The 20,721-nt window shown below is 63.4% G+C and carries 21 protein-coding genes; 7 read left to right on the top strand and 14 right to left on the bottom strand.

The window, feature by feature from the left end; all coding sequences use genetic code 11:
• The 6 genes from GCT13_RS29865 to GCT13_RS29840 form a co-directional block, all read right to left on the bottom strand.
• Positions 1-790 (bottom strand): formyl-CoA transferase (locus tag GCT13_RS29865; protein ID WP_152764235.1); only part of this gene is annotated, 790 nt, incomplete at its 3' end.
• Positions 791-1,076: 286 nt separating this feature from the next.
• Entirely contained in the window at positions 1,077-1,313 is a 237-nt protein-coding gene (locus GCT13_RS29860) for a hypothetical protein (protein WP_152764233.1), read from the bottom strand.
• 106 nt (positions 1,314-1,419) lie between these two features.
• Complete coding sequence (locus tag GCT13_RS29855; protein ID WP_152764231.1) at positions 1,420-1,851, bottom strand: PAS domain-containing protein; 432 nt, start codon at positions 1,849-1,851, stop codon at positions 1,420-1,422.
• 114 nt (positions 1,852-1,965) lie between these two features.
• Positions 1,966-3,216, bottom strand: coding sequence for a formyl-CoA transferase (gene frc / locus GCT13_RS29850; RefSeq protein ID WP_321574709.1), 1,251 nt, complete (start codon positions 3,214-3,216; stop codon positions 1,966-1,968).
• 26 nt (positions 3,217-3,242) lie between these two features.
• Positions 3,243-4,982, bottom strand: a complete 1,740-nt coding sequence (gene oxc / locus GCT13_RS29845) for an oxalyl-CoA decarboxylase (RefSeq protein ID WP_152764229.1) — start codon at positions 4,980-4,982, stop codon at positions 3,243-3,245.
• A 218-nt stretch (positions 4,983-5,200) separates the two neighbouring features.
• Positions 5,201-5,920 carry a GntR family transcriptional regulator gene (locus GCT13_RS29840; protein ID WP_090874098.1) on the bottom strand — a complete coding sequence of 240 codons (720 nt, stop codon included), beginning with the start codon at positions 5,918-5,920 and terminating at the stop codon, positions 5,201-5,203.
• A gap of 270 nt (positions 5,921-6,190) precedes the next feature.
• Between GCT13_RS29840 and GCT13_RS29835 the strand changes: the two genes are divergently transcribed.
• Positions 6,191-6,568, top strand: a complete 378-nt coding sequence (locus tag GCT13_RS29835; protein ID WP_152764227.1) for a hypothetical protein — start codon at positions 6,191-6,193, stop codon at positions 6,566-6,568.
• A 222-nt stretch (positions 6,569-6,790) separates the two neighbouring features.
• On the opposite strand, the gene oxlT is transcribed toward GCT13_RS29835, so the two are convergent.
• The 3 genes from oxlT to GCT13_RS29820 all read right to left on the bottom strand — a co-directional run bounded on the left by oxlT (position 6,791) and on the right by GCT13_RS29820 (position 9,824).
• Entirely contained in the window at positions 6,791-8,116 is a 1,326-nt protein-coding gene (oxlT, locus tag GCT13_RS29830) for an oxalate/formate MFS antiporter (protein ID WP_152764225.1), read from the bottom strand.
• A gap of 497 nt (positions 8,117-8,613) precedes the next feature.
• Positions 8,614-9,333 (bottom strand): GntR family transcriptional regulator, encoded by a 720-nt coding sequence (locus GCT13_RS29825; RefSeq protein ID WP_090868897.1) that lies wholly within the window; start codon positions 9,331-9,333, stop codon positions 8,614-8,616.
• Between the two features lie 191 nt (positions 9,334-9,524).
• Positions 9,525-9,824 (bottom strand): hypothetical protein, encoded by a 300-nt coding sequence (locus tag GCT13_RS29820; protein ID WP_152764223.1) that lies wholly within the window; start codon positions 9,822-9,824, stop codon positions 9,525-9,527.
• 285 nt (positions 9,825-10,109) lie between these two features.
• Between GCT13_RS29820 and GCT13_RS29815 the strand changes: the two genes are divergently transcribed.
• A complete protein-coding gene (locus GCT13_RS29815; RefSeq protein WP_152764221.1) occupies positions 10,110-11,456 on the top strand; it encodes a metallophosphoesterase family protein in 1,347 nt (448 codons plus the stop codon).
• Between the two features lie 45 nt (positions 11,457-11,501).
• Here the strand turns inward: GCT13_RS29815 and GCT13_RS29810 are convergent, their stop codons facing one another.
• A complete protein-coding gene (locus GCT13_RS29810) occupies positions 11,502-11,855 on the bottom strand; it encodes a DUF1428 domain-containing protein (RefSeq protein ID WP_152764219.1) in 354 nt (117 codons plus the stop codon).
• A 196-nt stretch (positions 11,856-12,051) separates the two neighbouring features.
• On the opposite strand from GCT13_RS29810, the gene GCT13_RS29805 reads away from it, so the two are divergent.
• The 3 genes from GCT13_RS29805 to GCT13_RS29795 all read left to right on the top strand — a co-directional run bounded on the left by GCT13_RS29805 (position 12,052) and on the right by GCT13_RS29795 (position 13,799).
• Positions 12,052-12,438: a DUF2946 domain-containing protein gene (locus GCT13_RS29805; protein WP_152764217.1), complete on the top strand. Its 387-nt coding sequence runs from the start codon at positions 12,052-12,054 to the stop codon at positions 12,436-12,438.
• Between the two features lie 106 nt (positions 12,439-12,544).
• Positions 12,545-13,426, top strand: a complete 882-nt coding sequence (locus GCT13_RS29800) for a hypothetical protein (protein WP_152764215.1) — start codon at positions 12,545-12,547, stop codon at positions 13,424-13,426.
• A gap of 13 nt (positions 13,427-13,439) precedes the next feature.
• Entirely contained in the window at positions 13,440-13,799 is a 360-nt protein-coding gene (locus GCT13_RS29795) for a copper resistance CopC family protein (RefSeq protein ID WP_152764213.1), read from the top strand.
• Here the strand turns inward: GCT13_RS29795 and GCT13_RS29790 are convergent.
• Positions 13,778-14,488, bottom strand: a complete 711-nt coding sequence (locus GCT13_RS29790) for a GNAT family N-acetyltransferase (RefSeq protein WP_152764211.1) — start codon at positions 14,486-14,488, stop codon at positions 13,778-13,780. The genes GCT13_RS29795 and GCT13_RS29790 overlap by 22 nt on opposite strands.
• A gap of 210 nt (positions 14,489-14,698) precedes the next feature.
• Here GCT13_RS29790 and GCT13_RS29785 point away from each other — a divergent pair, with 210 nt between their 5' ends.
• Positions 14,699-16,162 (top strand): mechanosensitive ion channel family protein, encoded by a 1,464-nt coding sequence (locus tag GCT13_RS29785; protein WP_321574708.1) that lies wholly within the window; start codon positions 14,699-14,701, stop codon positions 16,160-16,162.
• A gap of 78 nt (positions 16,163-16,240) precedes the next feature.
• On the opposite strand, the gene pcaF is transcribed toward GCT13_RS29785, so the two are convergent.
• Entirely contained in the window at positions 16,241-17,443 is a 1,203-nt protein-coding gene (gene pcaF, locus GCT13_RS29780) for a 3-oxoadipyl-CoA thiolase (protein WP_152764209.1), read from the bottom strand.
• Positions 17,444-17,806: 363 nt separating this feature from the next.
• Between pcaF and GCT13_RS29775 the strand changes: the two genes are divergently transcribed.
• Positions 17,807-18,631 (top strand): IclR family transcriptional regulator, encoded by an 825-nt coding sequence (locus GCT13_RS29775; RefSeq protein WP_152764207.1) that lies wholly within the window; start codon positions 17,807-17,809, stop codon positions 18,629-18,631.
• Between the two features lie 177 nt (positions 18,632-18,808).
• Here the strand turns inward: GCT13_RS29775 and GCT13_RS29770 are convergent, their stop codons facing one another.
• A complete protein-coding gene (locus GCT13_RS29770) occupies positions 18,809-19,999 on the bottom strand; it encodes a M20 aminoacylase family protein (RefSeq protein ID WP_152764205.1) in 1,191 nt (396 codons plus the stop codon).
• A 112-nt stretch (positions 20,000-20,111) separates the two neighbouring features.
• Complete coding sequence (phnN, locus tag GCT13_RS29765) at positions 20,112-20,717, bottom strand: phosphonate metabolism protein/1,5-bisphosphokinase (PRPP-forming) PhnN (RefSeq protein ID WP_152764203.1); 606 nt, start codon at positions 20,715-20,717, stop codon at positions 20,112-20,114.
• Between the last annotated feature and the right edge of the window lie 4 nt (positions 20,718-20,721).

Below are 20,721 nucleotides of genomic sequence, written 5' to 3'. Positions count from 1 at the left end.
TCGGGTCGTGCTCCCAGCCCTTGCACTTGAGAATCCAGCCCGGCTGGCCGCCGCCCGATGCATTGCCCGCGCGCGGCACCGCCTCGCCGAACGTGCCGTTCGGATATTGCGGGTACTCCTTCATCACGCCCGTACGCTCCAGACGCTGCTGGTCGCGCAGCTTCACGCGGCACAGGTTCAGCACGCCGTCCTGCATCGCCGCGAGCACCTTCTGGCCGCGGCCCGTCATCGTGCGCTGGTAGAGCGCCGTGACGATGCCCAGCGCCAGATGCAAACCGGTGCCGCTGTCGCCGATCTGCGCGCCCGTCACCACGGGCGGGCCATCGTCGAAGCCGGTGGTCGACGCCGCGCCGCCCACGCACTGCGCGACGTTCTCATACACCTTGCAGTCCTCGTACGGCCCCGGGCCGAAGCCCTTCACCGACGCGACGATCATCCGCGGATTGAGCTCCTGGATGCGCTCCCACGTGAAGCCCATGCGGTCCAGCGCGCCCGGCGCGAAGTTCTCCACCAGCACGTCGCACTTCTGGATCAGCGCTTCGAGCACGAGCTTGCCTTCCGGGTTCTTCGTGTCGATCGTCACCGAGCGCTTGTTGTGGTTGAGCATCGTGAAGTACAGGCTGTCGGCGCCCGGCACGTCGCGCAGCTGCTCGCGCGTGATGTCACCTGCGCCCGCGCGCTCCACCTTGATCACGTCCGCGCCGAACCACGCCAGCAGCTGCGTGCAGGTCGGCCCCGACTGCACATGCGTGAAATCGAGAATGCGCACACCGTCGAGTGCTTTGCCCATGCTACGTCTCCCATCATTGTTTGCTGTACGTTGCGGACGCGGTTCGCGCACATCGGGACTGTTCTGCCCTAGCTTCGAATGCATCTGATATGTGATATATCGTATTTACAGCCCGCTATTTGAGCAAGCTTTTTCGGGCGTTTTTTGGCGGGGAAAAACCCTTATGGGCAACCCCGGTACTCAGCGCCCACTACGGACGCGCTCTGCCCTCGCGTTTCGCCCAGAGGCGAATGCGATGGTGGTGGTCGGCAGGCTTGCGGGAAGCGTGAAGAGAGAAGCGGTGCGATCAGCGAGCCTGCGGCTCGATCAACGCAAAGGCGGCGCCGCGCGCGGCTGCAATAGCTGCGGCTTCGGTGGCGAATACGGTGTGATCGGCGACCTGTTGATACGGCAGGACATGAACGGGCGCCTCGGCGCCGTCGTCGAGTTTGCGCACGGCGGCGAATGCGGCCCAGCCGCCGTTGTGAATGAACTGCATGGCCGACAATTCAACCTGATACGGCCCGAAGGTTTCTACACGCATCGATGTTCTCCGTGCTGATCGCCGCGATGGCGATCGACGTGATATTGACTGCGCGAGTGCGGGACGGCGCATGCGCCGCCCGCGAGCAACAACCCGGAACGACACTTCAGGCGCTGACGCGCGCCTCGAGTTCCGCGATGCGCTTGCGCAGATTGCGGTCTTCCTGGAAGCGCGCGGTTTCGTCGCGAATGATGGCAACGATGCCCGTCAGTTCGCGCGTATCCGAATACAGCAGTGCAACGGTAAAAGCGATGGACAGCGCGCGGCCATCCTTGTGAACGGAAGGCACCCGCAGCACATCGTTGCCATAGCGCGTCTGTCCCGTCGCCATGGTCTTTTCGTAGCCTTCCCAATGACGCCCGCGCAGACGTTCGGGAATGATCAGATCGAGTGATTTGCCGAGCGCTTCTTCTTGCGTGAATCCGAACATGCGCTCGGCTGCGGGATTCCACAGCGTGATCGCGCCGCTCTTGTCGGCGATGACGACGGCATCGCCGATCGCATGGACCAGTTGTTCGTAATCGATGGCTGCTTGCATATTGGGGCTCGTGTATATGGCTGCCGCTCAGTGAAAAACAGCGCCTGGCTAAGGCGCTGTTCGACAGGGCTCCGCTCCTCCTGCAACACGGAGCCCATTGAAACGCCTCTGCGATTACACCACTTTCGCTTCGCGCATGCTGGCGATCTGCTCGAAGCTGTAGCCGAGGCCCTTGAGCACTTCTTCCGTGTGCTCGCCGAGCAGCGGCGAACCGGTGATCTCAGGCTTCATGTCCGAGAACTTGATCGGGCTGCCGACCGTCAGATAGCTGCCGCGCGCCTTGTGCTGCACTTCCGTGATCGTGCCGCTTGCGCGCAGCGACGGATCGTTCGCGATCTCCTTCATCGACAGAACGGGCGAGCACGGAATGTCGAACTTGCGCAGGATGTCGACGGCTTCGAACTTCGTCTTGTCGGCGAGCCAGGTTTCGATCGTGTTGAAGATATCGAAGATGTGCGGCTGGCGCGCTTCGGCCGTCTTGTACGCGGGATCGTCGATCCACTCGGGCTTGCCGATCGCGCGGCAGATCGGCTCCCACGCGTGGCCCTGAACCGTGAAGTAGATGTACGCGTTCGGATCGGTCTCCCAGCCCTTGCACTTCAACACCCAGCCCGGCTGGCCGCCGCCGCCCGCATTGCCGCCGCGCGGCACGACATCGGTGAACTCGCCGTGCGGATACTGCGGATACTCTTCCAGATAGCCGACGCGGTCCAGACGCTGCTGGTCGCGCAGCTTCACGCGGCACAGGTTGATCACGCTGTCCTGCATCGACACGGCCACCTTCTGGCCCTTGCCCGTCTTGTCGCGGCCGATCAGCGCCGTGAGAATGCCGATCGCGAGGTGCATGCCCGTGTTGCTGTCGCCGAGCGCCGCTGCGCTGACCGTCGGCGGGCCGTCCCAGAAGCCCGTCGTCGATGCGGCGCCGCCCGCGCACTGCGCGACGTTTTCATAGACCTTCAGGTCGTCGTAGTGGTGGCCGTCGCTGAAGCCCTTCACCGACGCGACGATCATCTTCGGATTCAGTTCGTTGATGCGCTCCCACGTGAAGCCCATACGGTCCAGCGCGCCCGGTGCGAAGTTCTCGACCAGCACGTCCGATTCCTGGATCAGCCGTTCGAGCACTTCCTTGCCGTCCTGCGTCTTCGTGTCGAGCGTCAGCGAGCGCTTGTTGCTGTTGAGCATCGTGAAGTACAGCGCGTCGACGCCGGGGATATCGCGCAGCTGGTTGCGCGTCACGTCGCCCGCGCCCGGACGCTCGACCTTGATCACATCCGCGCCGAACCAGGCGAGCAGCTGCGTGCAAGCAGGACCTGCCTGCACGTGCGTGAAGTCGATGATCTTGACGCCTTCAAGGGGTTTGGTCACTTTCGTATCTCCGTGGTTGGCTGAGGTCACTTTTTCATTGCCGCGCTTTGCGGGTTCAGATTGGTCAGGCGTCCGCTTTCCGTACCGGCCGCCTCGTCGATCACTGCGTTGATCAGCGTCGGCTTGCCGGATGCGATGGCTTCCTTGAGGGCCTTTTCGAGTTCTTCGGGCGTCGTCACGTTGTAGCCGATGCCGCCGAAGGCCTCGATCATCTTGTCGTAGCGCGCGTCCTTCACGAACACGGTCGGCGCAACGTCCTTTCCGCCCGTCGGGTTCACGTCGGTGCCGCGATACACGCCGTTGTTGTTGAAGATCACCGTGCACACGGGCAGCTCGTAGCGGCAGATCGTTTCCAGCTCCATGCCGCTGAAGCCGAACGCGCTATCGCCTTCGATCGCGAGCACCGGCTTGCCGCTCGTCACGGCCGCGCCGATCGCGAAGCCCATGCCGATGCCCATCACGCCCCACGTACCCGAGTCGAAGCGCTTGCGCGGCTGGTACATGTCGATGATGGCGCGCGCATAGTCGAGCGTGTTCGCGCCTTCGTTCACGACGTTGATGTCGGGGTTCTGCTTGACGATGTCGCGCAGCACGCGCAGCGCGCTGTGGAAGTTCATGGGCGTCGGATTCTTCGCGAGCGTCGCCGCCATCTTTTCGAGGTTCTTGTTCTTCTTCTCGCTGACGGCGTCGAGCCATTCCTTCGGCGGCTGCGGGAAGTCATCGCCGACCTGGTCGACGAGCGCGGCCACGCACGAACCGATGTCGCCGACGAGCGGTGCCGCGATCGCGACGTTGCTGTCCATTTCCTGCGGCGAGATGTCGATCTGCACGAACTTCTTCGGGTTGCCCCACGTCTTGCCCTTGCCGTGCGACAGCAGCCAGTTCAGGCGCGCGCCGACCAGCACGACGACGTCGGATTCGGCGAGCACGAACGAACGCGCGGCGGAGGCCGATTGCTCGTGCGTGTCGGGCAGCAGGCCCTTGGCCATCGACATCGGCAGATACGGAATGCCCGTCTTCTCGATGAACGCGCGAATCTCCTTGTCGGCCTGCGAATACGCAGCGCCCTTGCCGAGCAGCACGAGCGGACGCTTCGCACCCTTGAGCAGATCGATGGCGCGCTTCACCGAGTCCGGCGCGGGCAACTGGCGCGGCGCCGCGTCGATCACGCGCACGAGCGATTGCTTCGCCTTCACGGCATCGATGGTTTGCGACAGCAGCTTCGCGGGCAGGTCCAGATACACGCCGCCCGGACGGCCCGACACGGCCGCGCGGATCGCGCGCGCAACGCCGATGCCGATGTCCTCTGCGTGCAGCACGCGATACGCAGCTTTCGCGTACGGCTTCGCAGCGTTCAGCTGGTCCATCTCTTCGTAGTCGCCCTGCTGCAGGTCGACGATTTCGCGCTCGCTCGATCCGCTGATCAGGATCATCGGGAAGCAGTTCGTCGTTGCGTTGGCGAGTGCCGTGAGGCCGTTCAGGAAGCCCGGCGCGGACACCGTGAGGCAAATGCCGGGCTTTTGGGTCATGTAGCCAGCGATGGCGGCGGCATTGCCCGCATGCTGCTCGTGACGGAAACCGATAAAGCGCATTCCTTCGGCTTGCGCAAGGCGCGCAAGGTCGGTGATAGGAATGCCGACCAGACCGAAGATCGTGTCGATATCGTTCGCCTTCAGTGCATCGATGACGAGGTGGAAACCGTCCGTCATTTGTTGTGCGTTCTCTTCAGCGGATTCCTGCGGTCTGATCTCAAGTACATCTGCCATGACGTCTCCTCCTTGGCCGGGTGTTGTGTGGCGTCTCGTGATATACAATATTCCAAACACAATATTAGTCAACGGTTTTTTGCGCTGCCTGTTCGTGCTGCTGCATCGCAAAAGGTCTCTTAAGCTTTGTGTTTGAAGGGTGTGGGCGCTTGAATCGTGCGCTGCATCAAGCGCCCGTACGGGATAGTCCTAGGGTCGCGCGAGTGGTTTGCGGGGCCTCAGTCCAGAAAATCGCAATGCGCTTCGACATACAGCGCGAGATCGAGCGAATGCTGGCGCACGAGCGTTTCGACGCGTTCGGTGTCGCGCGCCTCGAGCGCTTCGATGATGCGCATGTGGTCCTCGATCGAGCGCGACGCGCGGTCGCTCTGCGCGATCGTCATGCGGCGTATCGCGCGCACATGCATGAAGATGTTCTTGATCGTGTCGAGAATGATCTGCGAGCCGGACAGCTCGACGAGCGCCTGGTGAAACGCGATGTTCACCTCCGAGTATTCCTCGATGTGATCGGTCGGCGTGGCCTCGTTGAAATGATCGAACATCGCGCGCAGCCGGGCGATGTCCTCGTTGGAAGCGCGCTGGGTCGCAAGACGCGCCGCCACGCTTTCGAGCGCGGCCCACATGCAGATCATCTCGACGATCTCTTTCTTCGTCTTGCGCAAGATGTAGACGCCGCGGCGCGGGACCGTGCGCAGAAAGCCTTCCTGTTCGAGCAGCGTCATCGCCTCGCGAACCGGCGTGCGGCTCACGCCGAGCGCCTCGGTCAGTTCCTTCTCATCCAGACGCACTTCTTCGCGCGAGTGATAGATGTCGGTGTTCGCAATCGCGTGCTTCAGCCGCGCATACGCCTGGTCGCGCAGCGAGGCCGTCGCGCTGATCGGCGTCAGGTTCAGGCTCAACGGGACCGTGCGGACATTCTCTTGCGTGTCGGTGGACATGGTCGACGTGTCTCCTCGTTGTCGAAAACGGTGGTGGTCCGCTTGGCTCATGCGCCTGGTGGGCGCGGTCTGTGGCCTCGCGATGGCCGCTTTGTATATGTGCAATACTGTATATCACATATCTATTCGAAACCAACTCTCCTGCACCCTGGGTTTGCAGCGCTCTTTCCATAAACGTTGATCAATAGTTTTCAAAGAAAACTTTAACTATCGTGAATTGATCGGGCGGCCTATGCTGTTCTTCACGCAATCGATGAAATGGAGGAGATCATGCGCAACGCACACGATGGACACCGGACTGACTACGACCGCGCAGTCGATGCGCAGCTGTGCGCGTTCAATAGCGCATTCGCCGATCTGGGGCTGCGCTTTCGCTGGGACGCGCAAACGCTGACATCGCTTGCGGTGATCGACGGCGAACATGCGCGCGTCGTCGCGTATATCGAGGCCCAGCAGCCGCATTTGCTCAACGCTTACAGCGCGGAGTTCCTGAGCGAGGCGATTCTCGCGAAGAAGCGCGCGCACACGCCGGACGCGCTGCCGACGCGCGCAGAGGCATCCAGCAGCCGCGCGCAGCGGTCGGCGGGATTCTCGATCGCCCAGTACTTCGCGGACGACGCAGGCCTGCCGGCGTTGGCGGGCGCCTGATCCGCAAGCGTCATCAAGCCGACAAGCCGCCTACGAAGCAAGCCGAACGAAGTTTCCCGCGCCTCGCTGCACGGGAGACTTTTTTATTGGCTATCGGCTTATTGACTAACGGCGCGCCGCTACGTCACGCAACAACCAAACAAAAAGCGGTGCATGGCGATTCAAGCCATGCACCGCTTCTTTGGCTACTATCACGCGGCGGCGCTTGCGCAGCGCCCTTCGTCACTCTCCCGAGCTGGCGCCCAGCGGCGACGAGCCGCTTGCAGAAGCAAGCGAAGAGCGCGCCCCCGACGACTCGATCCAGCGCGCGCGCATCGGCGCGAGGATGAACTTCGCCGACACGCCCGCTGCGATCGTGACCACGGCCGACACGATGAACACGAGATTCCACCCGCCTGCCGCCGACAGCACCGACGCGAGCGGCACGAGTAGCGCCGCTGTGCCCTTCGCGGTGTAGAGCGTACCGGCATTGGCCGCAGCGTATTTGCTGCCGAACGTGTCCGCGCAGATGGCCGGGAAGATCGAGAAGATCTCACCCCAGAACAGGAAGATCAGCGCCGCGAACGTCATGAACGCATACGGGTTCTGGCCGTACTGCATCATCCCGAGCAGCGCGAGCCCCTCGCCGATGAAGATCGCGAACATCGTGTTCTCGCGGCCGATCTTGTCGGAGATGAAGCCGCACAGCGGACGCGTGAAGCCGTTGCAGATGTTGTCGATCGACAGCGTCATCGTGAGCAGCGGCAGCGTGGCGCCGAAGAGCGTCATCGGCAGCTTCGCGAGGCCCCAGTCTTTCGCGATCGGCCCGATTTGCGCGGTCGCCATCAGACCGCCCGCCGCCACCGCGACGAACGACAGATAGATCACCCAGAACACGGGCGCCTTGATCATCTGGCCGGGCGTGTAATCGACCTTCGTCACCGCGAACTTGCGCTTCACGTTGTTTGCCGCGCGCGCGACCGGCTTTTTCAGCAGCAGCGAAAGCACGAAGATCGCCACGCCTTGCAGGATGCCGAAGAACAGGAACGTGTGTTCGTAACCTGAGCGCGTAATCATGTTTGCGATCGGGATCACCGTCACGGCCGCGCCGGCGCCGAAGCCCGCCGCCGTCAAGCCTGCGGCGAGGCCGCGCTTGTCCGGGAACCACTTGAGCGCATTGCCGACGCACGTGCCGTACACGCCGCCCGCGCCGATGCCGGCAATGACGGACGCCGCGTAGAGTTCAGGCAGTGTCGTCGCGTATGAATTCAGCACCCACGCAAGGCCCGCGCAGAGCGCGCCGCCCGCCACGACGGGACGCGGACCGAAGCGGTCGACGAGCCACCCTTCGACGGGCACGAGCCATGTTTCAGTGAGAATGAAGATCGAGAAGGCAAGCTGAATCGATGCTTCGCCCCAGTGGTGCCGCGCATTCATCGGAGCGACGAAGAGCGTCCACGCATATTGAAGATTCGCGACCAGCGCCATGCATAGCATGCCGATGATCAGCTGACACCAACGGTTCGAAAAGAAACCGCTTCCCGTCGCCTGTCGGGTGTTTCCATTCATGTGCATCGTCTCCGCTCTCGACGGCAGTTCGCGCTTTAGCGCTTGTTTCCGTCGCATGCAAAATGTTGCGTTCTAGTTTTCGATGCGGACTGCGCGATCCAGGATCGTTGCGCCCGCAAGCGCCTTGCTCGTTTTCTTCTACCCGGCGTTGGGTGACTTTCGACAGACCTGCGTAGTTAACCATTCAAACAGGCTGCGGTCTTTTCATTTTTATTCCAATGGGCTGCGGATTTTCCCCTATGCGATGCACGCTGAAGCGCAAAAGCAAGCGTTAACCCTTAACCCAAAGGCTCATTCCGGGCGAACCCATGCTAAGCGGATGTAGCGAATTGCGAATAATTAAAGTTACTTATCGAATCGATAAGCAATCGTTTATGGAAGCGATGGTGTGGGACGCGCAGAGGAGCTTGCCGCCTGGCAATGAGGGAAGATGCGGACATCCGCAAACGAATGTCCGCTAGAGAACAGAGAACGGTACTGCTGAAAACGCGTTGCGCTCAGTCGAGGAAATCGCAGTTCGCCTCGATGAATGCGGCGAGATCGAGCGAGTGCTGACGCACCAGGCGCTCGGCGAGTTCGGTGTCGCGCTTTTCGAGTGCTTCGATGATCCGCAGATGATCGACGATCGAGCGCGACGCGCGGTCGCTCTGCGAAATCGTCATCCGGCGAATTGCGCGCACATGAATGAAGATGTTCTTGATCGTGTCGAGAATGATCTGCGACTTCGACAGCTCGACGATCGCCTGATGGAACGCGATGTTCGCATCCGAGTACTCGGCGATATGCTCGGCGGGCGTCGAATCGCGGAACTGGTCGAACATGTGACGCAGCCGCGCGATCTCTTCGTCCGTCGCGTGCAGTGTCGCGAGACGCGCGGCCATGCTTTCGAGCGCGGCCCACATCTGCACCATTTCGACGATCTCGCGCTTGCTCTTGCGCACGATGTAGATGCCCCGGCGCGGAATCGTGCGCACGAAGCCTTCCTGCTCGAGCAGCGTCATCGCCTCGCGCACGGGCGTGCGGCTCACGCCGAGCGATTCGCTCAGCGCGCGATCGTCGAGACGAATCTCTTCGCGCGACGCGTAGATGTCCGCGTCGGCGATCGCCTGGCGCAGCATCGCGTACGCGCGATCGCGCAGGCTCGCGCTGGTCCCGATGGGTTGCAATGACAGGGTGAACGGTGTTGCCGCTGGCTGGCTGTCCAGTTCTGACGACATGCATCGCCTCTGATGGGTCGGTGTCTTGAACACCGTGGTTGTTCAAGCGGCCGGATGCGCCGCGCCCGTATCGTGCCGCGCGCATCCATCGCCACGCGGACTGCTGACGTATTCAGTATATCAGTGTGTGAGGTATTGTCGACGGGCGGCGCGTCCCGCCTGGCGTAGCGCGGGCAACGTGCTGTCGCCGCTTATGGATTCGGGACACTCGTCGCGGTGCCGTTCACGGACGCCGTCAACGCACCCGCTGCCGCCGACGGTTCGCGCGGCGCTTCGAGCATCACTGCGCCGCATTGCAACTGGCCGTTGTCGTTCGATTCGAGCTCGACGGCTGTCAGGTTGGCGCACGCCGCATCGACGATCGTGCCGATGTCGTGCCGGTTGCGCTCACGCGCCGCGTGCTTCATTTCGCCCTGGAGCCATCCGCTGAAACTCACGACGGCGAATACCGCTACGGCTGAAAGAACTGACTCGAGCTTCGTCAAACGCATCTTGGGTGAAGGCTTTGCAGAGGGATGGCCAGTCACGATATCGGCATCGCAGCGAAAAGCTTGAGCCCGCGTGCGTTTGAAAAGTGCCGCGCAGTGCCCGGTTGATTGCAGTTCGAAAAATGCCCGGCCATATCTGATCACGCATCGCCTTTTGTGCAATTTGCGGCGAGCCAATCGTCTTGGTGTTGCCGGAACGATCCTTAAGTCTGTCGATAGCTTCGACACCGCAACTTTACTTGCAGCTTTCGCACAACAAGCCCAATCCGCATTGAACGGGAGAGCGTCATGGCCACCGAGCCCGAAAGTTTCCGCGATCAGTTCGTCTCGATGTTTCAATCCGCCGTCGACGAAGTCGTGCGCAGCACGACGCCTTCCACGGGTCTCACATCGCGGCCTGGTCTCGACAACCCGCTCGTCAGCGCCGCCGCGACGATCGCGCAACTGAAGGGGCAAGGCGAAGCGTCGCTGCCGGACGTCGCGCCGGGCGAAATCGCGCAGGACGCGTGGACGTGCGCGAAGATGGGACTCGATCTGATGGAGGCGCGCGCACGCGGCGACACCGCGACGGCCGAAAGCATCCAGAACGACATCCGCTACAACGTCTGCGATCCGGCGTGGATCACGGTCATCGAAAACTACATGCAGTACTTCGGGCCGGACGGCAAGCGCGCCGCGATTCCCTACCGGCGCGCGGCCGCGATCGGACCCGTCACGGTTCCGCTGAAAGCGGGCGCCACGGTCGCACTGATCGCCGACTGGGGCACGGGCACCCAGGTCGCCGCCGATCTTTTGAAACAGGCCTCGCTGCAAAGCCCGGACGTCGTGATCCATCTCGGCGATATCTACTACTCGGGCACGCCGCAGGAGTGCGACGCGAACTTCAGGAAGATCGTCGATGCCGTGCTTTCACGCGATACGAAAGACGTGCCCGTCTACACGCTCTCCGGCAATCACGACATGTACTCGGGCGGCGCCGGCTACTACGGGCTCATCGACACGCTCAACGATCACGCGCGCCTGCAGCCCGCGAGCTTCTTCTGTCTGCGCAACGACGACTGGCAGTTCATCGCGATGGACACCGGCCTGCACGACTACAACCCGTTCACGGTGAACGACGTCGTAACTTTTCTGGAGCAGGACGAAGAAGACTGGATCGTCGAGCGCATCGCCGAATTCAGCGGCAAGACGATTCTGCTTTCGCATCACCAGCTGTTTTCCGCGCTCTCGCAGATCGGACCACCGCAGACGGACGGCAAACTCACCGCATACAATCCGCGGCTGCTCGCGAGCTTTCGACGTTTTTCGCAGGCCGCGAAGCAGCCGATCGCCGCGTGGTTCTGGGGCCATGAACACAGCCTGAGCGTGTATCAGCCGTACCTCGGCTTGACGCGTGGACGGTGCATCGGACACGGCGCCGTGCCCGTGCTCGTCAATGGCCCGGAGAACGCGCCCGACCCGCGCGTCGTCAATCCGCCCGCGCTGCAGAACGTCCTGCTGAAACAGGCGAACAAGGTCTACATGCACGGCTTCACGATCGTCCGGCTCGGACAGGGCGCGCAGAAAGCGCAGGCGTCGGCGGAGTACTACGAGAGCACCGACGGCACCACGCCCATGTTCACCGAAACGCTCTAGCTCTAACGAGCCGAATGCGGAACGTCTCGCGCCGGCGGTCTCGCGCTAGACGTCGACGATCACTTCGAAGCCGCCGTAAATCAGACGCTTGCCGTCGAATGGCATCGGCAGCGTATCGGGCTGCGTACGTGGGTCGGCCATCACTTTCTTCATGCCTTCGTCGCGTGCCGAGCGCGAAGGCCACACGACCCACGAGAAGACCACTACCTCGCCGGGTTCGAGCTTGACGGCCATCGGAAACGACGTGAGCTTGCCTTCGGGCACGTCATCGCCCCAGCATTCGACGACATTCAGCGCACCGTATTCCTTGAAAACGCCCGCCGCAATCTGGGCATGCCTACGGTAAATTTCGCGATTCGCCTCCTTTACACCGACGACAAATCCGTCCACATAATTCATTGCAGCCTCCTTTTGCAGTTTCGTGAGAACGCGGGCATATTTCGCGCCGTTGCCTGGTTCTACACACACGACGACCGAGGCGGCAGCGAATCGACAGCACGGCGATAATTTTCCATATTCGAGTATTCCGGTGCACGCGGCCATGCTGCGCGCGGCACATGGCATAATCCGCGCAGCCTTCAACAACGCCTTTAACATGTCGAGCCGGTTCCATCGGAAGATTGGCAGCCTCCTCGGATTGCTTGCGATCCTGATGGCGACGCTCGCGCCCACTGTCTCGCAGGCCATTGCAGCAAGCCGCGGCGCGTACGATCCCGCCGCCGCGCTCTGCTCGTCGCACACGGCCACGCTTGCCGACACGCACGAAGACGACCCCACCGACGCCCATACGCTCGCCTCGCACTGGCACGCTTGCGACTATTGCAGCCTGCTCGTGCATTTCCCCGTGCTGCCCGCATCGCCGTCGACGTTTGCGCTGATCGTCACGGCCATCACGCAACAGGCCGCCGCGCGCTTCGACAGCGTCGCGCTCGCGGCCCCCTATCAAGCCGCGCAACCGCGCGCGCCGCCCATTCATCTCTGAGTCGAATCGCGTTCCGGCGGCGCCATGACGGCGCTGCTGCTTTCGCGCGTGCGCCGCTTCGCGAAGCGCAAGCCGCTCACGCGCGCGCTCATACTCGGGATGACCCATGAACATCACACTCGACAGGCGCGGCACACTGCCGCTCGCCTGCTGCATTGCCACGGCCTTGCTCTTTCCAGCGCTCTCGCACGCGCACGCGATTGCGGGTGATCGCGTATTCCCCGCCACGATGGCCGTCGACGATCCCGGCGTCGGCGACGAACTCAACTTGCAATACGGCCATCAGCGTGTGCCCGGTGACGATGGCGACCAGAGCGTCAACACATTCAGTTTCGAATACGACAAGCTGATCACGCCGCGCCTTGCCGTATCCATCGGAGGCGCCTATGTCGGGCAGAACAATCCGACGGCACACGGCTTCGACAACTTCAGCGTCGGCCTCAAGTACCTGCTGTACGTGAGCGAAGCGCATGAGTTCATGACGTCGATCGGCGTCGACGCGGATCTCGGCGGCACGGGCAGTCACGCGATCGGCGAGAGCTTCTCGACGATCTCGCCGACGATCTTCGCGGGCAAAGGTTTCGGCGACCTGCCCGATTCGCTCGCGTGGCTGCGCCCGATCGCAATCACGGGCGAAGCCGGTCCCGCGTTCACGACAGGCGCGGGCCAGCCGAACGCGTTCAACTACGGCGTGACAGTGCAATACAGCCTGCCCTATCTGCAGCAGCATGTGCGCGATGTCGGCTTGCCGCAGCCGCTCGCGAGCCTGATCCCTATCGTCGAAATTCCGCTATCGCGCAGCCAGGGGCAAACGACGGGCACGGTGAATCCGGGCTTCATCTGGGTCAACCGCTACGGGCAACTCGGCATCGAAGCGCAGATACCCGTGAACCGCGCGAGCGGCTCGCATGTCGGCGTGCTGGTGCAGGCGCATATCTTCTTCGACGACATTGCGCCGACGACGATCGGCAAGCCGCTCTTCCAGTAACGAGGACATCGCAATGAAAATGACACGATTCGCAATCGTAGGCGGCGCACTGTTGGCGCTGAGCCCGCTCGCGGCCAACGCACACGTGTTTCCGCAGAAGCAGGAGCCCGGCGCGGGCGCGACGGTTGAATCGCCGGCCAAGGTAGTCATCACATTCGACGGACCGCTCGAACCGGCATTCAGTTCGCTGACCGTCACCGATGCGTCGGGCAAGCAGGTGAACACCGCGAAATCGGCCGTCGACGCGCAGCAGCCGCGCGTCGAATCCGTCGCGCTGCCCGCTTTGCCTGCCGGCAAGTACACCGTGCATTGGGTTGCCGTCGCATCGGACGGCCATCGCACGCACGGCGATTATTCGTTCAACGTGAAGTGACGAAGTGACGACAGTGGGCCGCCGCGACGCAAGCGCCCGATGACGCTCACGCCGCGCGCCGGTTCGTGGCACAACACTGCGCGCGGCGATTCCAGACGCCGCGACCACGTCGCCATCATGCGGACGGCAACGGGCGGCGTGCTGAGTATCGCGCTGTCGTAACGCTTGCCTTCGAAGTGATGCGTATCGACGATGCGAAAGCCTTGCGCGCGATAGAACGCGACGAGATGCGCGGCGGGCTCCGGCGTGTCGAGCGCGAGTTCGGCAAAGCCGGGCGTCGCGGCCCAATGCTCGGCGAACGTCAGCATCGACTTGCCGATGCCGCGCCCTTGCCACCTGGGATCGATGCCGAGCTGGCGCACGCTCGCCGCATCGCCGCGCTGATAAAGGTCGCATGGCGATTCGGCGTCGCGCGCATAGAGCGTCATCGTGACCACGATCTTGCCGTTGCACAACGCGACGAAACAGTCGCCGGCCAATGCGCGTTGCTGCGTCACGGCGATGGACCGATCGACACACGTGCAGTTGAGCCCCATCATCCCGAGCCTCGCGAACGCGCGATGCAGCATCGCGGTGAGTTGCGCGTACGAGTCGCGCGCGGGATCGAAACGCCGCACGATGCTGCCGGTTCCGTGGCGGACGCCCGAACAGTGCGCATTCCGGCTGACGACTGCGCGCGGCTTCTGCATGGCCTCTCCGTTCAATGATCGATGCCTGAAGTCCCGGGACGGCTCTGATGCGCAACAAGAAAAAATGTCGTAAAAAACGGGCTCGGGCTTGTAGCGACCGGTAGTGGCGGCATCGCATCGGCCATCGCGCCGCGTCGCACGAGGCCGTGCTACTGTCGCAGCAACCGGCTCGCACGTTTCTTCATCGTTCCATTCCGCCATGGAGTGCGCGTGAACAATCCGCTGATTATCGGCTTTGCGCTCGTCGCGCTCGATGTGATGGTATGGCGTTGCGCCATACCCAGAAACGAAGTCGCGCGGCTGCTGGTGCGGCTCTGCATCTATGCTGCCTTTAGCGCGCTGCTGTTCAGCTCGAACCTGAGTCCGTTCTCGCAGGCGCCCTATCTGAATTCGCGGCCGCTGCACATGATCGGCCAGGTGCTCGAAATCATCTGGTGGCTGATGGGCGCGCGCCTGCTCGGCATGGCGCTCGATACGCTGCTCCTGCCCAGGACATGGCGCCGTCAGCGGCTCTTTCAGGATGTGTTCGGCGCGCTCGTGTTTCTGGCCGCCGTCGTCGCCGCGCTCGGCTTCGTGCTCGAGCTGCCAGTGCGCGGACTCGTCGCGACATCGGGCGCGCTCGCGATCGTGCTGGGCCTCGCGATTCAAAGCACGCTCAGCGATGTATTCGCGGGCATCGTCATCAACACGACCGAGCCGTATCACATCGGCAACTGGGTTTCCATCGACGGCGTCGAGGGCAAGGTGCTGGAGATGAACTGGCGCGCGACGCATCTGCTCACTTCGCAAGGCAACATCGTGATCGTGCCGAACGCCGTCGCGGCCAAGGCGAAGATCACGAACAGCAGCCGCCCGCCGACGCTGCACGGCGTGACCGTCACACTCGAAATCACGCCCGAAGCGCGCCCGAGCGTCGTGCTGGCCGCGCTCGAACGCGCGCTGGCGGGCGTGCGCGCCGTGATCGCGGACCCCGCGCCGTATGCGCTCGTGAAGAGGACCACCGTCACGTCGATCCAGTACGAAGCGACGGCCTACGTCGACGACATGGGCAAGAAGCTCGCTGTCACGAACGAGCTTTACGACCTGTGCTACCGGCATCTCGCGGCAGCGGGCGTCGAGCTGCGACCGCTGGGTGTCCCATACGGGCCGTCAGCGCCCGCGGCGCAGGTCGATCGCAGGATCAGCCTGCTCAGGCGCGTCGAACTGTTCGCCGCATTGACGCCCGAAGAGCTGGCGCGGCTCGCGCCACTGCTTTTGCGTCACGAATACGATCGCGGCGACATCGTGCTCACGCCCGAAACCGTGCCCGACAATCTGAGCGTCGTCGATTCGGGCGTGCTGTCGGTCGTCGCGGAAAGCGCGTCCGGTCCCGTCGAAGTGAACCGCCTTGGTCCCGGCGATGCAATGGGCGAAGCGGGGCTGCTCGCGGGCATGCCCGCGCGCGTGAAAATTTCGGCGCTGACGCAAGCCGTCGTCTATCAGTTGAAGAAAGACGACGTGACGCCGCTGCTCAAGGACAATCCCGACGTCGCAAAGCTGATGTGCCGGCTGCTGTCGCGCCGCCAGGATACGCTAGGCAAGCTCGGCGCGCCGACACCCGTCATGCAGTCGGAGCAGTCGATCTTTCAATGGCTGGTCGAAGGAATGCGCAAGCTGCACGATCTGACGTTCTGAACTGAATGGCGCGCAGCGCATCGCATGGCGCTCTCGCCACGCGATGCACCCGTCAGCCGATCAAACACGACCAAGCGATCAAACGCGTTCGATCGCAATCGCGATACCCTGCCCGACGCCGATGCACATCGTGCACAGCGCGAAGCGTCCTTGCGTGCGTTGCAGCTGATACATCGCGGTCGTCACGAGCCGCGCGCCGCTCATGCCGAGTGGATGGCCCAATGCGATCGCGCCGCCGTTCGGATTCACGCGCGCGTCGTCATCGGCGACGCCCAGCGCGCGCAGCACGGCAAGGCCTTGCGATGCGAACGCTTCGTTCAGCTCGATCACGTCGAACTGGTTGATGTTCATGTTCAGGCGCGCAAGCAGCTTTTGCGTCGCGGGCGCGGGGCCGATGCCCATCACGCGCGGATCGACGCCTGCCGTCGCGATGCCGAGCACGCGTGCGCGCGGCGTCAGGCCATAACGCTTCGCGGTCTCTGCGTTCGCGAGCAGCAGCGCGGCCGCGCCGTCATTGACGCCCGACGCGTTGCCCGCCGTCACCGTGCCGTCCGGGCGCACGACGCCCTTCAGCTTCGCGAGCGCTTCGAGGCTCGTCTCGCGCGGATGCTCGTCCTTCGATACGACGATCGCGTCGCCCTTCTTCTGCGGAATCGTCACGGAGACAATTTCCTGCGCGAGCGTGCCGTCCTGCTGCGCGCGCGCCGCCTTCTGCTGGCTGCGCAGCGCGAACGCATCCTGATCGGCGCGGCTGACGTTGTAGTCGGTCGCGACGTTCTCGCCCGTCTCCGGCATCGAGTCGACGCCATAGAGCTGCTTCATCAGCGGGTTGACGAAACGCCAGCCGATCGTCGTGTCATGGATGTCGGCCTGGCGCGAGAACGCGCTCGTCGCCTTGCCCATCACGAACGGCGCGCGGCTCATGCTCTCGACGCCGCCCGCGACCATCAGCCCCGCCTCACCCGACTTGATCGCGCGCGCCGCGATGCCGACGGCATCCATGCCCGAGCCGCACAGACGGTTGACGGTCGAACCCGGCACATCCTTCGGCAGGCCGGCCAGCAGCAGCGACATGCGCGCGACGTTGCGGTTGTCCTCGCCCGCCTGATTCGCGCAGCCATAGATCACGTCGTCGATCGCGCTCCAGTCGACTTCCTTGTTGCGCTCCATCAGCGCCTTGAGCGGCACGGCGCCCAGATCGTCGGCGCGCACCGACGACAGCGAACCCGCATAGCGGCCAATCGGCGTGCGAATCGCGTCGCACAGGAAAGCTTCCGTCATGAGATGTCTCCAGTAATGGCAGGCTGGCGTATCGTGGAAGGCGCCAGCGTCGGCGCACGGGGAGCGCCGGAAAAACGTGCCGATGAACCGATATTTGTTCTATACTCGAACAAACGATCATATATCGAACAATTCAGGTTTGATAATAGGCGGGTGGCGGAAAGACTGTCAAGCTCGGCGGCGCGCGAGTGCGCGTCGGAATCCGCAATGACGTGTCGCGGAAAACGGCAGAATCCGGCAGGAACGGGCGGCGCACGGAAAGCCGCGGCGAAGTTGGCGAATCCAGGCGCTTGCGCTATCGTCACGGCTTTCCGCAGGCTAACGAAGGCTGTTCCAACGTTTGAACGTATCGTGCATAGGCCCATGAGCAAAGTCCCACCAGCGTCACAAGCCGTTTCCGTCAACGATGGGGACGCGCCCGACAAACCGGGCGATTCGTACGTGCAGTCGTTCGCGCGCGGCCTCGCGGTGATCCGCGCGTTCAACGCGGAGCGGCCCGAGCAGACGCTCACCGACGTCGCATCCGCGACGGGCCTCACGCGCGCGGGCGCGCGCCGCATTCTGCTGACGCTGCAAACGCTCGGCTACGTCGAGGCCGAAGGGCGTCTCTTTCGGCTGACGCCGAAAATTCTCGATCTCGGTTTCGCGTATCTGACGTCGATGCCGTTCTGGAATCTCGCCGAGCCCTTCATGGAAGAACTGTCGGCGCAGGTTCACGAAAGCTGTTCGGCGGCCGTGCTCGACCGCACGGAAATCGTCTACGTGCTGCGCGTGCCGACGCACAAGATCATGACGATCAATCTGTCGATCGGCAGCCGTTTGCCCGCGTATTGCACGTCGATGGGACGCGTGCTGCTGTCGGCGCTCGACGAAGCGACACTCGACGCGACGCTCGACGCGTCGGCCATCGTCGCGCACACGCCGCGCACCATCACCGACAGGAACGAGCTGAAGAAGGCGATCGCGCAGGTGCGCAGCCAGGGCTGGGCCGTCGTCGATCAGGAGCTGGAAGGCGGGCTGATTTCCCTTTCCGCGCCGATCCGCAACCGGCGCGGGCAGATCATCGCGGCGATGAACATCAGCGGCAACGCGCAGCGCAATTCCGCGAAGCAGATGGTGAAGGCGTTTCTCGAACCGCTGCAAAAAGCGGCGCAATCGGTGTCGGATATGGTCGCGCTGCGCGGCTGATCGCGATTGCGCGCGACTTGCGCAGCGTGAAGAGCGCGAGCGACGCGCGTCGGCGGCTTCTTCGCCTCGGCGAATCGCGAAAGCAAACCCGCGCACATCGCGTCGGTTCAAACGCGCCGGTTCAAACGTGCCGGTTCAAACGTGCCGGTTCAAACGCGGCGGCCCATCAGCGGCCCATCAACGGCCCAGATAGCGCTCCACGAGACGCGCCCAGTAAGCGGCGCCGATAGGCAGATTGCGGTCGTTGAAATCGTAGTGCGGGTTGTGCACCATGCAGCCGTCCTCGCCGACGCCGTTGCCCAGGCGCAGGAACGACCCCGGCCGCTGTTCGAGCATGAACGCGAAGTCTTCGCTGCCCATCAGGATGTCGGCGTTCGGCTCGACGTTTTCGGCGCCCACCAGTTCGCGCGCGACCTGAATCGCAAACTCCGTTTCAGCATCCGTGTTGACGACGACGGGATAGCCTTCGATGTAGTCGACGTGCGCCTTGCCGCCATAGCTCGCGGCCTGCGCTTCGGCGAGTTCAATGATGCGTTGCTTCAGAAGCGCCCGCACTTCCGGGCTGAACGAGCGCACGCTCAGTTCGAGCTTCGCGCTCGACGGAATCACGTTGTTCGCGACGCCCGAGTGCATCGTGCCGACCGTCACGACAGCGGGCTGCGCCGGGTTCACATTGCGCGCGACGATGGTTTGCAGCGCCATCACGATGCTCGACGCGATCACGATGGGATCGACGGTGAGATGCGGGCGCGCCGCGTGGCCGCCGACGCCTTCGATCGTGATCGTCGCCTTGTCGCCCGCCGCCATGAACGCGCCCTTGCGGAACAGGAACTTGCCGGGCTCCGCGCCCGGATGGTTGTGCACGCCGAACACGGCGTCGCACGGAAAGCGCTCGAACAGGCCGTCTTCGATCATTTTCTTCGCGCCGCTGTCGATCCCGCTTTCCTCGGCCGGCTGAAAGTACAGATGCACCGTGCCCGAGAAGCGGCGCGTTTTCGCCAGATGCTCGGCGGCGCCGAGCAGCATCGTCGTGTGGCCGTCGTGTCCGCATGCGTGCATCTTGCCGTGCGTGCCGCTCGCATACGGCAGCCCCGTCTGCTCGAAGATGGGCAGTGCATCCATGTCCGCACGCAGCCCGATGCTGCGCGTGCCGGCGCCGACCTTCAACGTACCGACCACGCCCGTCTTGCCGACCCCGCGCGTCACCTTCCAGCCCCACGCCTCCAGCTTTTCGGCGACGAGCGCCGCCGTCGCGACTTCCTCGTACGCGAGTTCCGGATGGTGGTGAATGTGGTGGCGGATGTCGCGCAGTGAAGCGGCGGCAGGTTCGAGGTCGGCGATTTCGGTCAGGGGGTTGGCGTCGGTCATCAGGGGTGCTCCGCGGGTTTGTTCTGGTCTCTTCGCCGCGTCTCGTGCGCAGCGTCAATCCGCAGACTATAGCAACGCGAGGTCTTTCCCGTAAGACGGTCGTGCCTTTGACTTACTTAACGCTTTCATCGGGAACGGGCGCATCGGTCCGGGGCCCACGCGACGGCGGCGCCGACGCTTCGTTCTTCAGCACGTCGACGAACGCCTGGCCCGCTGCTTCGAGCGTGCCGGAATTGTCGATATGCGTGAGTTGCGCGCCGTCGGGCAGCGCGAACGGCGCCTGGCGCGCGAGGCGGGCTTCGACCTGCTCTTGCGTCTCGCGTCCGCGAGCTGCGAGACGCTGCGCGAGAATATGCGACGCGGCATGGATATGCACGACTTCGAGATGCGGATAGCGCTTCAGCGCACGCGACAGATACGCACGCGATCCATTGACGACGACCGTGCAGCCGCGCGCGAGCCACGCGTCGATCTCGATGCCGATGCCGTAGTGCAACTCGTGACTCGACCATTCGAGCGCGAAGAGACCTTGCGCCGAACGCGCGGCGAATTCTTCGTGCGTCAACGCGATGTGATTCTCGTTGTGCCCCGTGTCGCGCGTGATGTAGCGATGCGCAAACACGACGGGCGTGCCCGCGACGTGATCGCGCGCGAAGTGCAGCAACGAATCCTTGCCCGCGCCCGATGGTCCGATCACATAGATCAAACGGCCCTTCATGCGT

Origin of the sequence: Paraburkholderia franconis, assembly GCF_009362735.1 — a bacterium.
In the GTDB taxonomy this organism is placed as follows: domain Bacteria; phylum Pseudomonadota; class Gammaproteobacteria; order Burkholderiales; family Burkholderiaceae; genus Paraburkholderia; species Paraburkholderia franconis.
The sequence above is the reverse complement of the archived record's forward strand: the minus strand, read 5'-3'. Positions and strand labels throughout refer to the sequence as shown.

Excerpts from the sequence above, each read along its gene's own strand:
- GCT13_RS29860 (WP_152764233.1), bottom strand. The coding sequence starts at position 1,313 with ATGCGTGTAGAAACCTTCGGGCCGTATCAGGTTGAATTGTCGGCCATG.
- GCT13_RS29855 (WP_152764231.1), bottom strand. The coding sequence starts at position 1,851 with ATGCAAGCAGCCATCGATTACGAACAACTGGTCCATGCGATCGGCGAT.
- oxc (WP_152764229.1), bottom strand. The coding sequence starts at position 4,982 with ATGGCAGATGTACTTGAGATCAGACCGCAGGAATCCGCTGAAGAGAAC.
- GCT13_RS29840 (WP_090874098.1), bottom strand. The coding sequence starts at position 5,920 with ATGTCCACCGACACGCAAGAGAATGTCCGCACGGTCCCGTTGAGCCTG.
- GCT13_RS29835 (WP_152764227.1), top strand. The coding sequence starts at position 6,191 with ATGCGCAACGCACACGATGGACACCGGACTGACTACGACCGCGCAGTC.
- oxlT (WP_152764225.1), bottom strand. The coding sequence starts at position 8,116 with ATGAATGGAAACACCCGACAGGCGACGGGAAGCGGTTTCTTTTCGAAC.
- GCT13_RS29825 (WP_090868897.1), bottom strand. The coding sequence starts at position 9,333 with ATGTCGTCAGAACTGGACAGCCAGCCAGCGGCAACACCGTTCACCCTG.
- GCT13_RS29820 (WP_152764223.1), bottom strand. The coding sequence starts at position 9,824 with ATGCGTTTGACGAAGCTCGAGTCAGTTCTTTCAGCCGTAGCGGTATTC.
- GCT13_RS29815 (WP_152764221.1), top strand. The coding sequence starts at position 10,110 with ATGGCCACCGAGCCCGAAAGTTTCCGCGATCAGTTCGTCTCGATGTTT.
- GCT13_RS29810 (WP_152764219.1), bottom strand. The coding sequence starts at position 11,855 with ATGAATTATGTGGACGGATTTGTCGTCGGTGTAAAGGAGGCGAATCGC.
- GCT13_RS29805 (WP_152764217.1), top strand. The coding sequence starts at position 12,052 with ATGTCGAGCCGGTTCCATCGGAAGATTGGCAGCCTCCTCGGATTGCTT.
- GCT13_RS29800 (WP_152764215.1), top strand. The coding sequence starts at position 12,545 with ATGAACATCACACTCGACAGGCGCGGCACACTGCCGCTCGCCTGCTGC.
- GCT13_RS29795 (WP_152764213.1), top strand. The coding sequence starts at position 13,440 with ATGAAAATGACACGATTCGCAATCGTAGGCGGCGCACTGTTGGCGCTG.
- GCT13_RS29790 (WP_152764211.1), bottom strand. The coding sequence starts at position 14,488 with ATGCAGAAGCCGCGCGCAGTCGTCAGCCGGAATGCGCACTGTTCGGGC.
- pcaF (WP_152764209.1), bottom strand. The coding sequence starts at position 17,443 with ATGACGGAAGCTTTCCTGTGCGACGCGATTCGCACGCCGATTGGCCGC.
- GCT13_RS29775 (WP_152764207.1), top strand. The coding sequence starts at position 17,807 with ATGAGCAAAGTCCCACCAGCGTCACAAGCCGTTTCCGTCAACGATGGG.
- GCT13_RS29770 (WP_152764205.1), bottom strand. The coding sequence starts at position 19,999 with ATGACCGACGCCAACCCCCTGACCGAAATCGCCGACCTCGAACCTGCC.
- phnN (WP_152764203.1), bottom strand. The coding sequence starts at position 20,717 with ATGAAGGGCCGTTTGATCTATGTGATCGGACCATCGGGCGCGGGCAAG.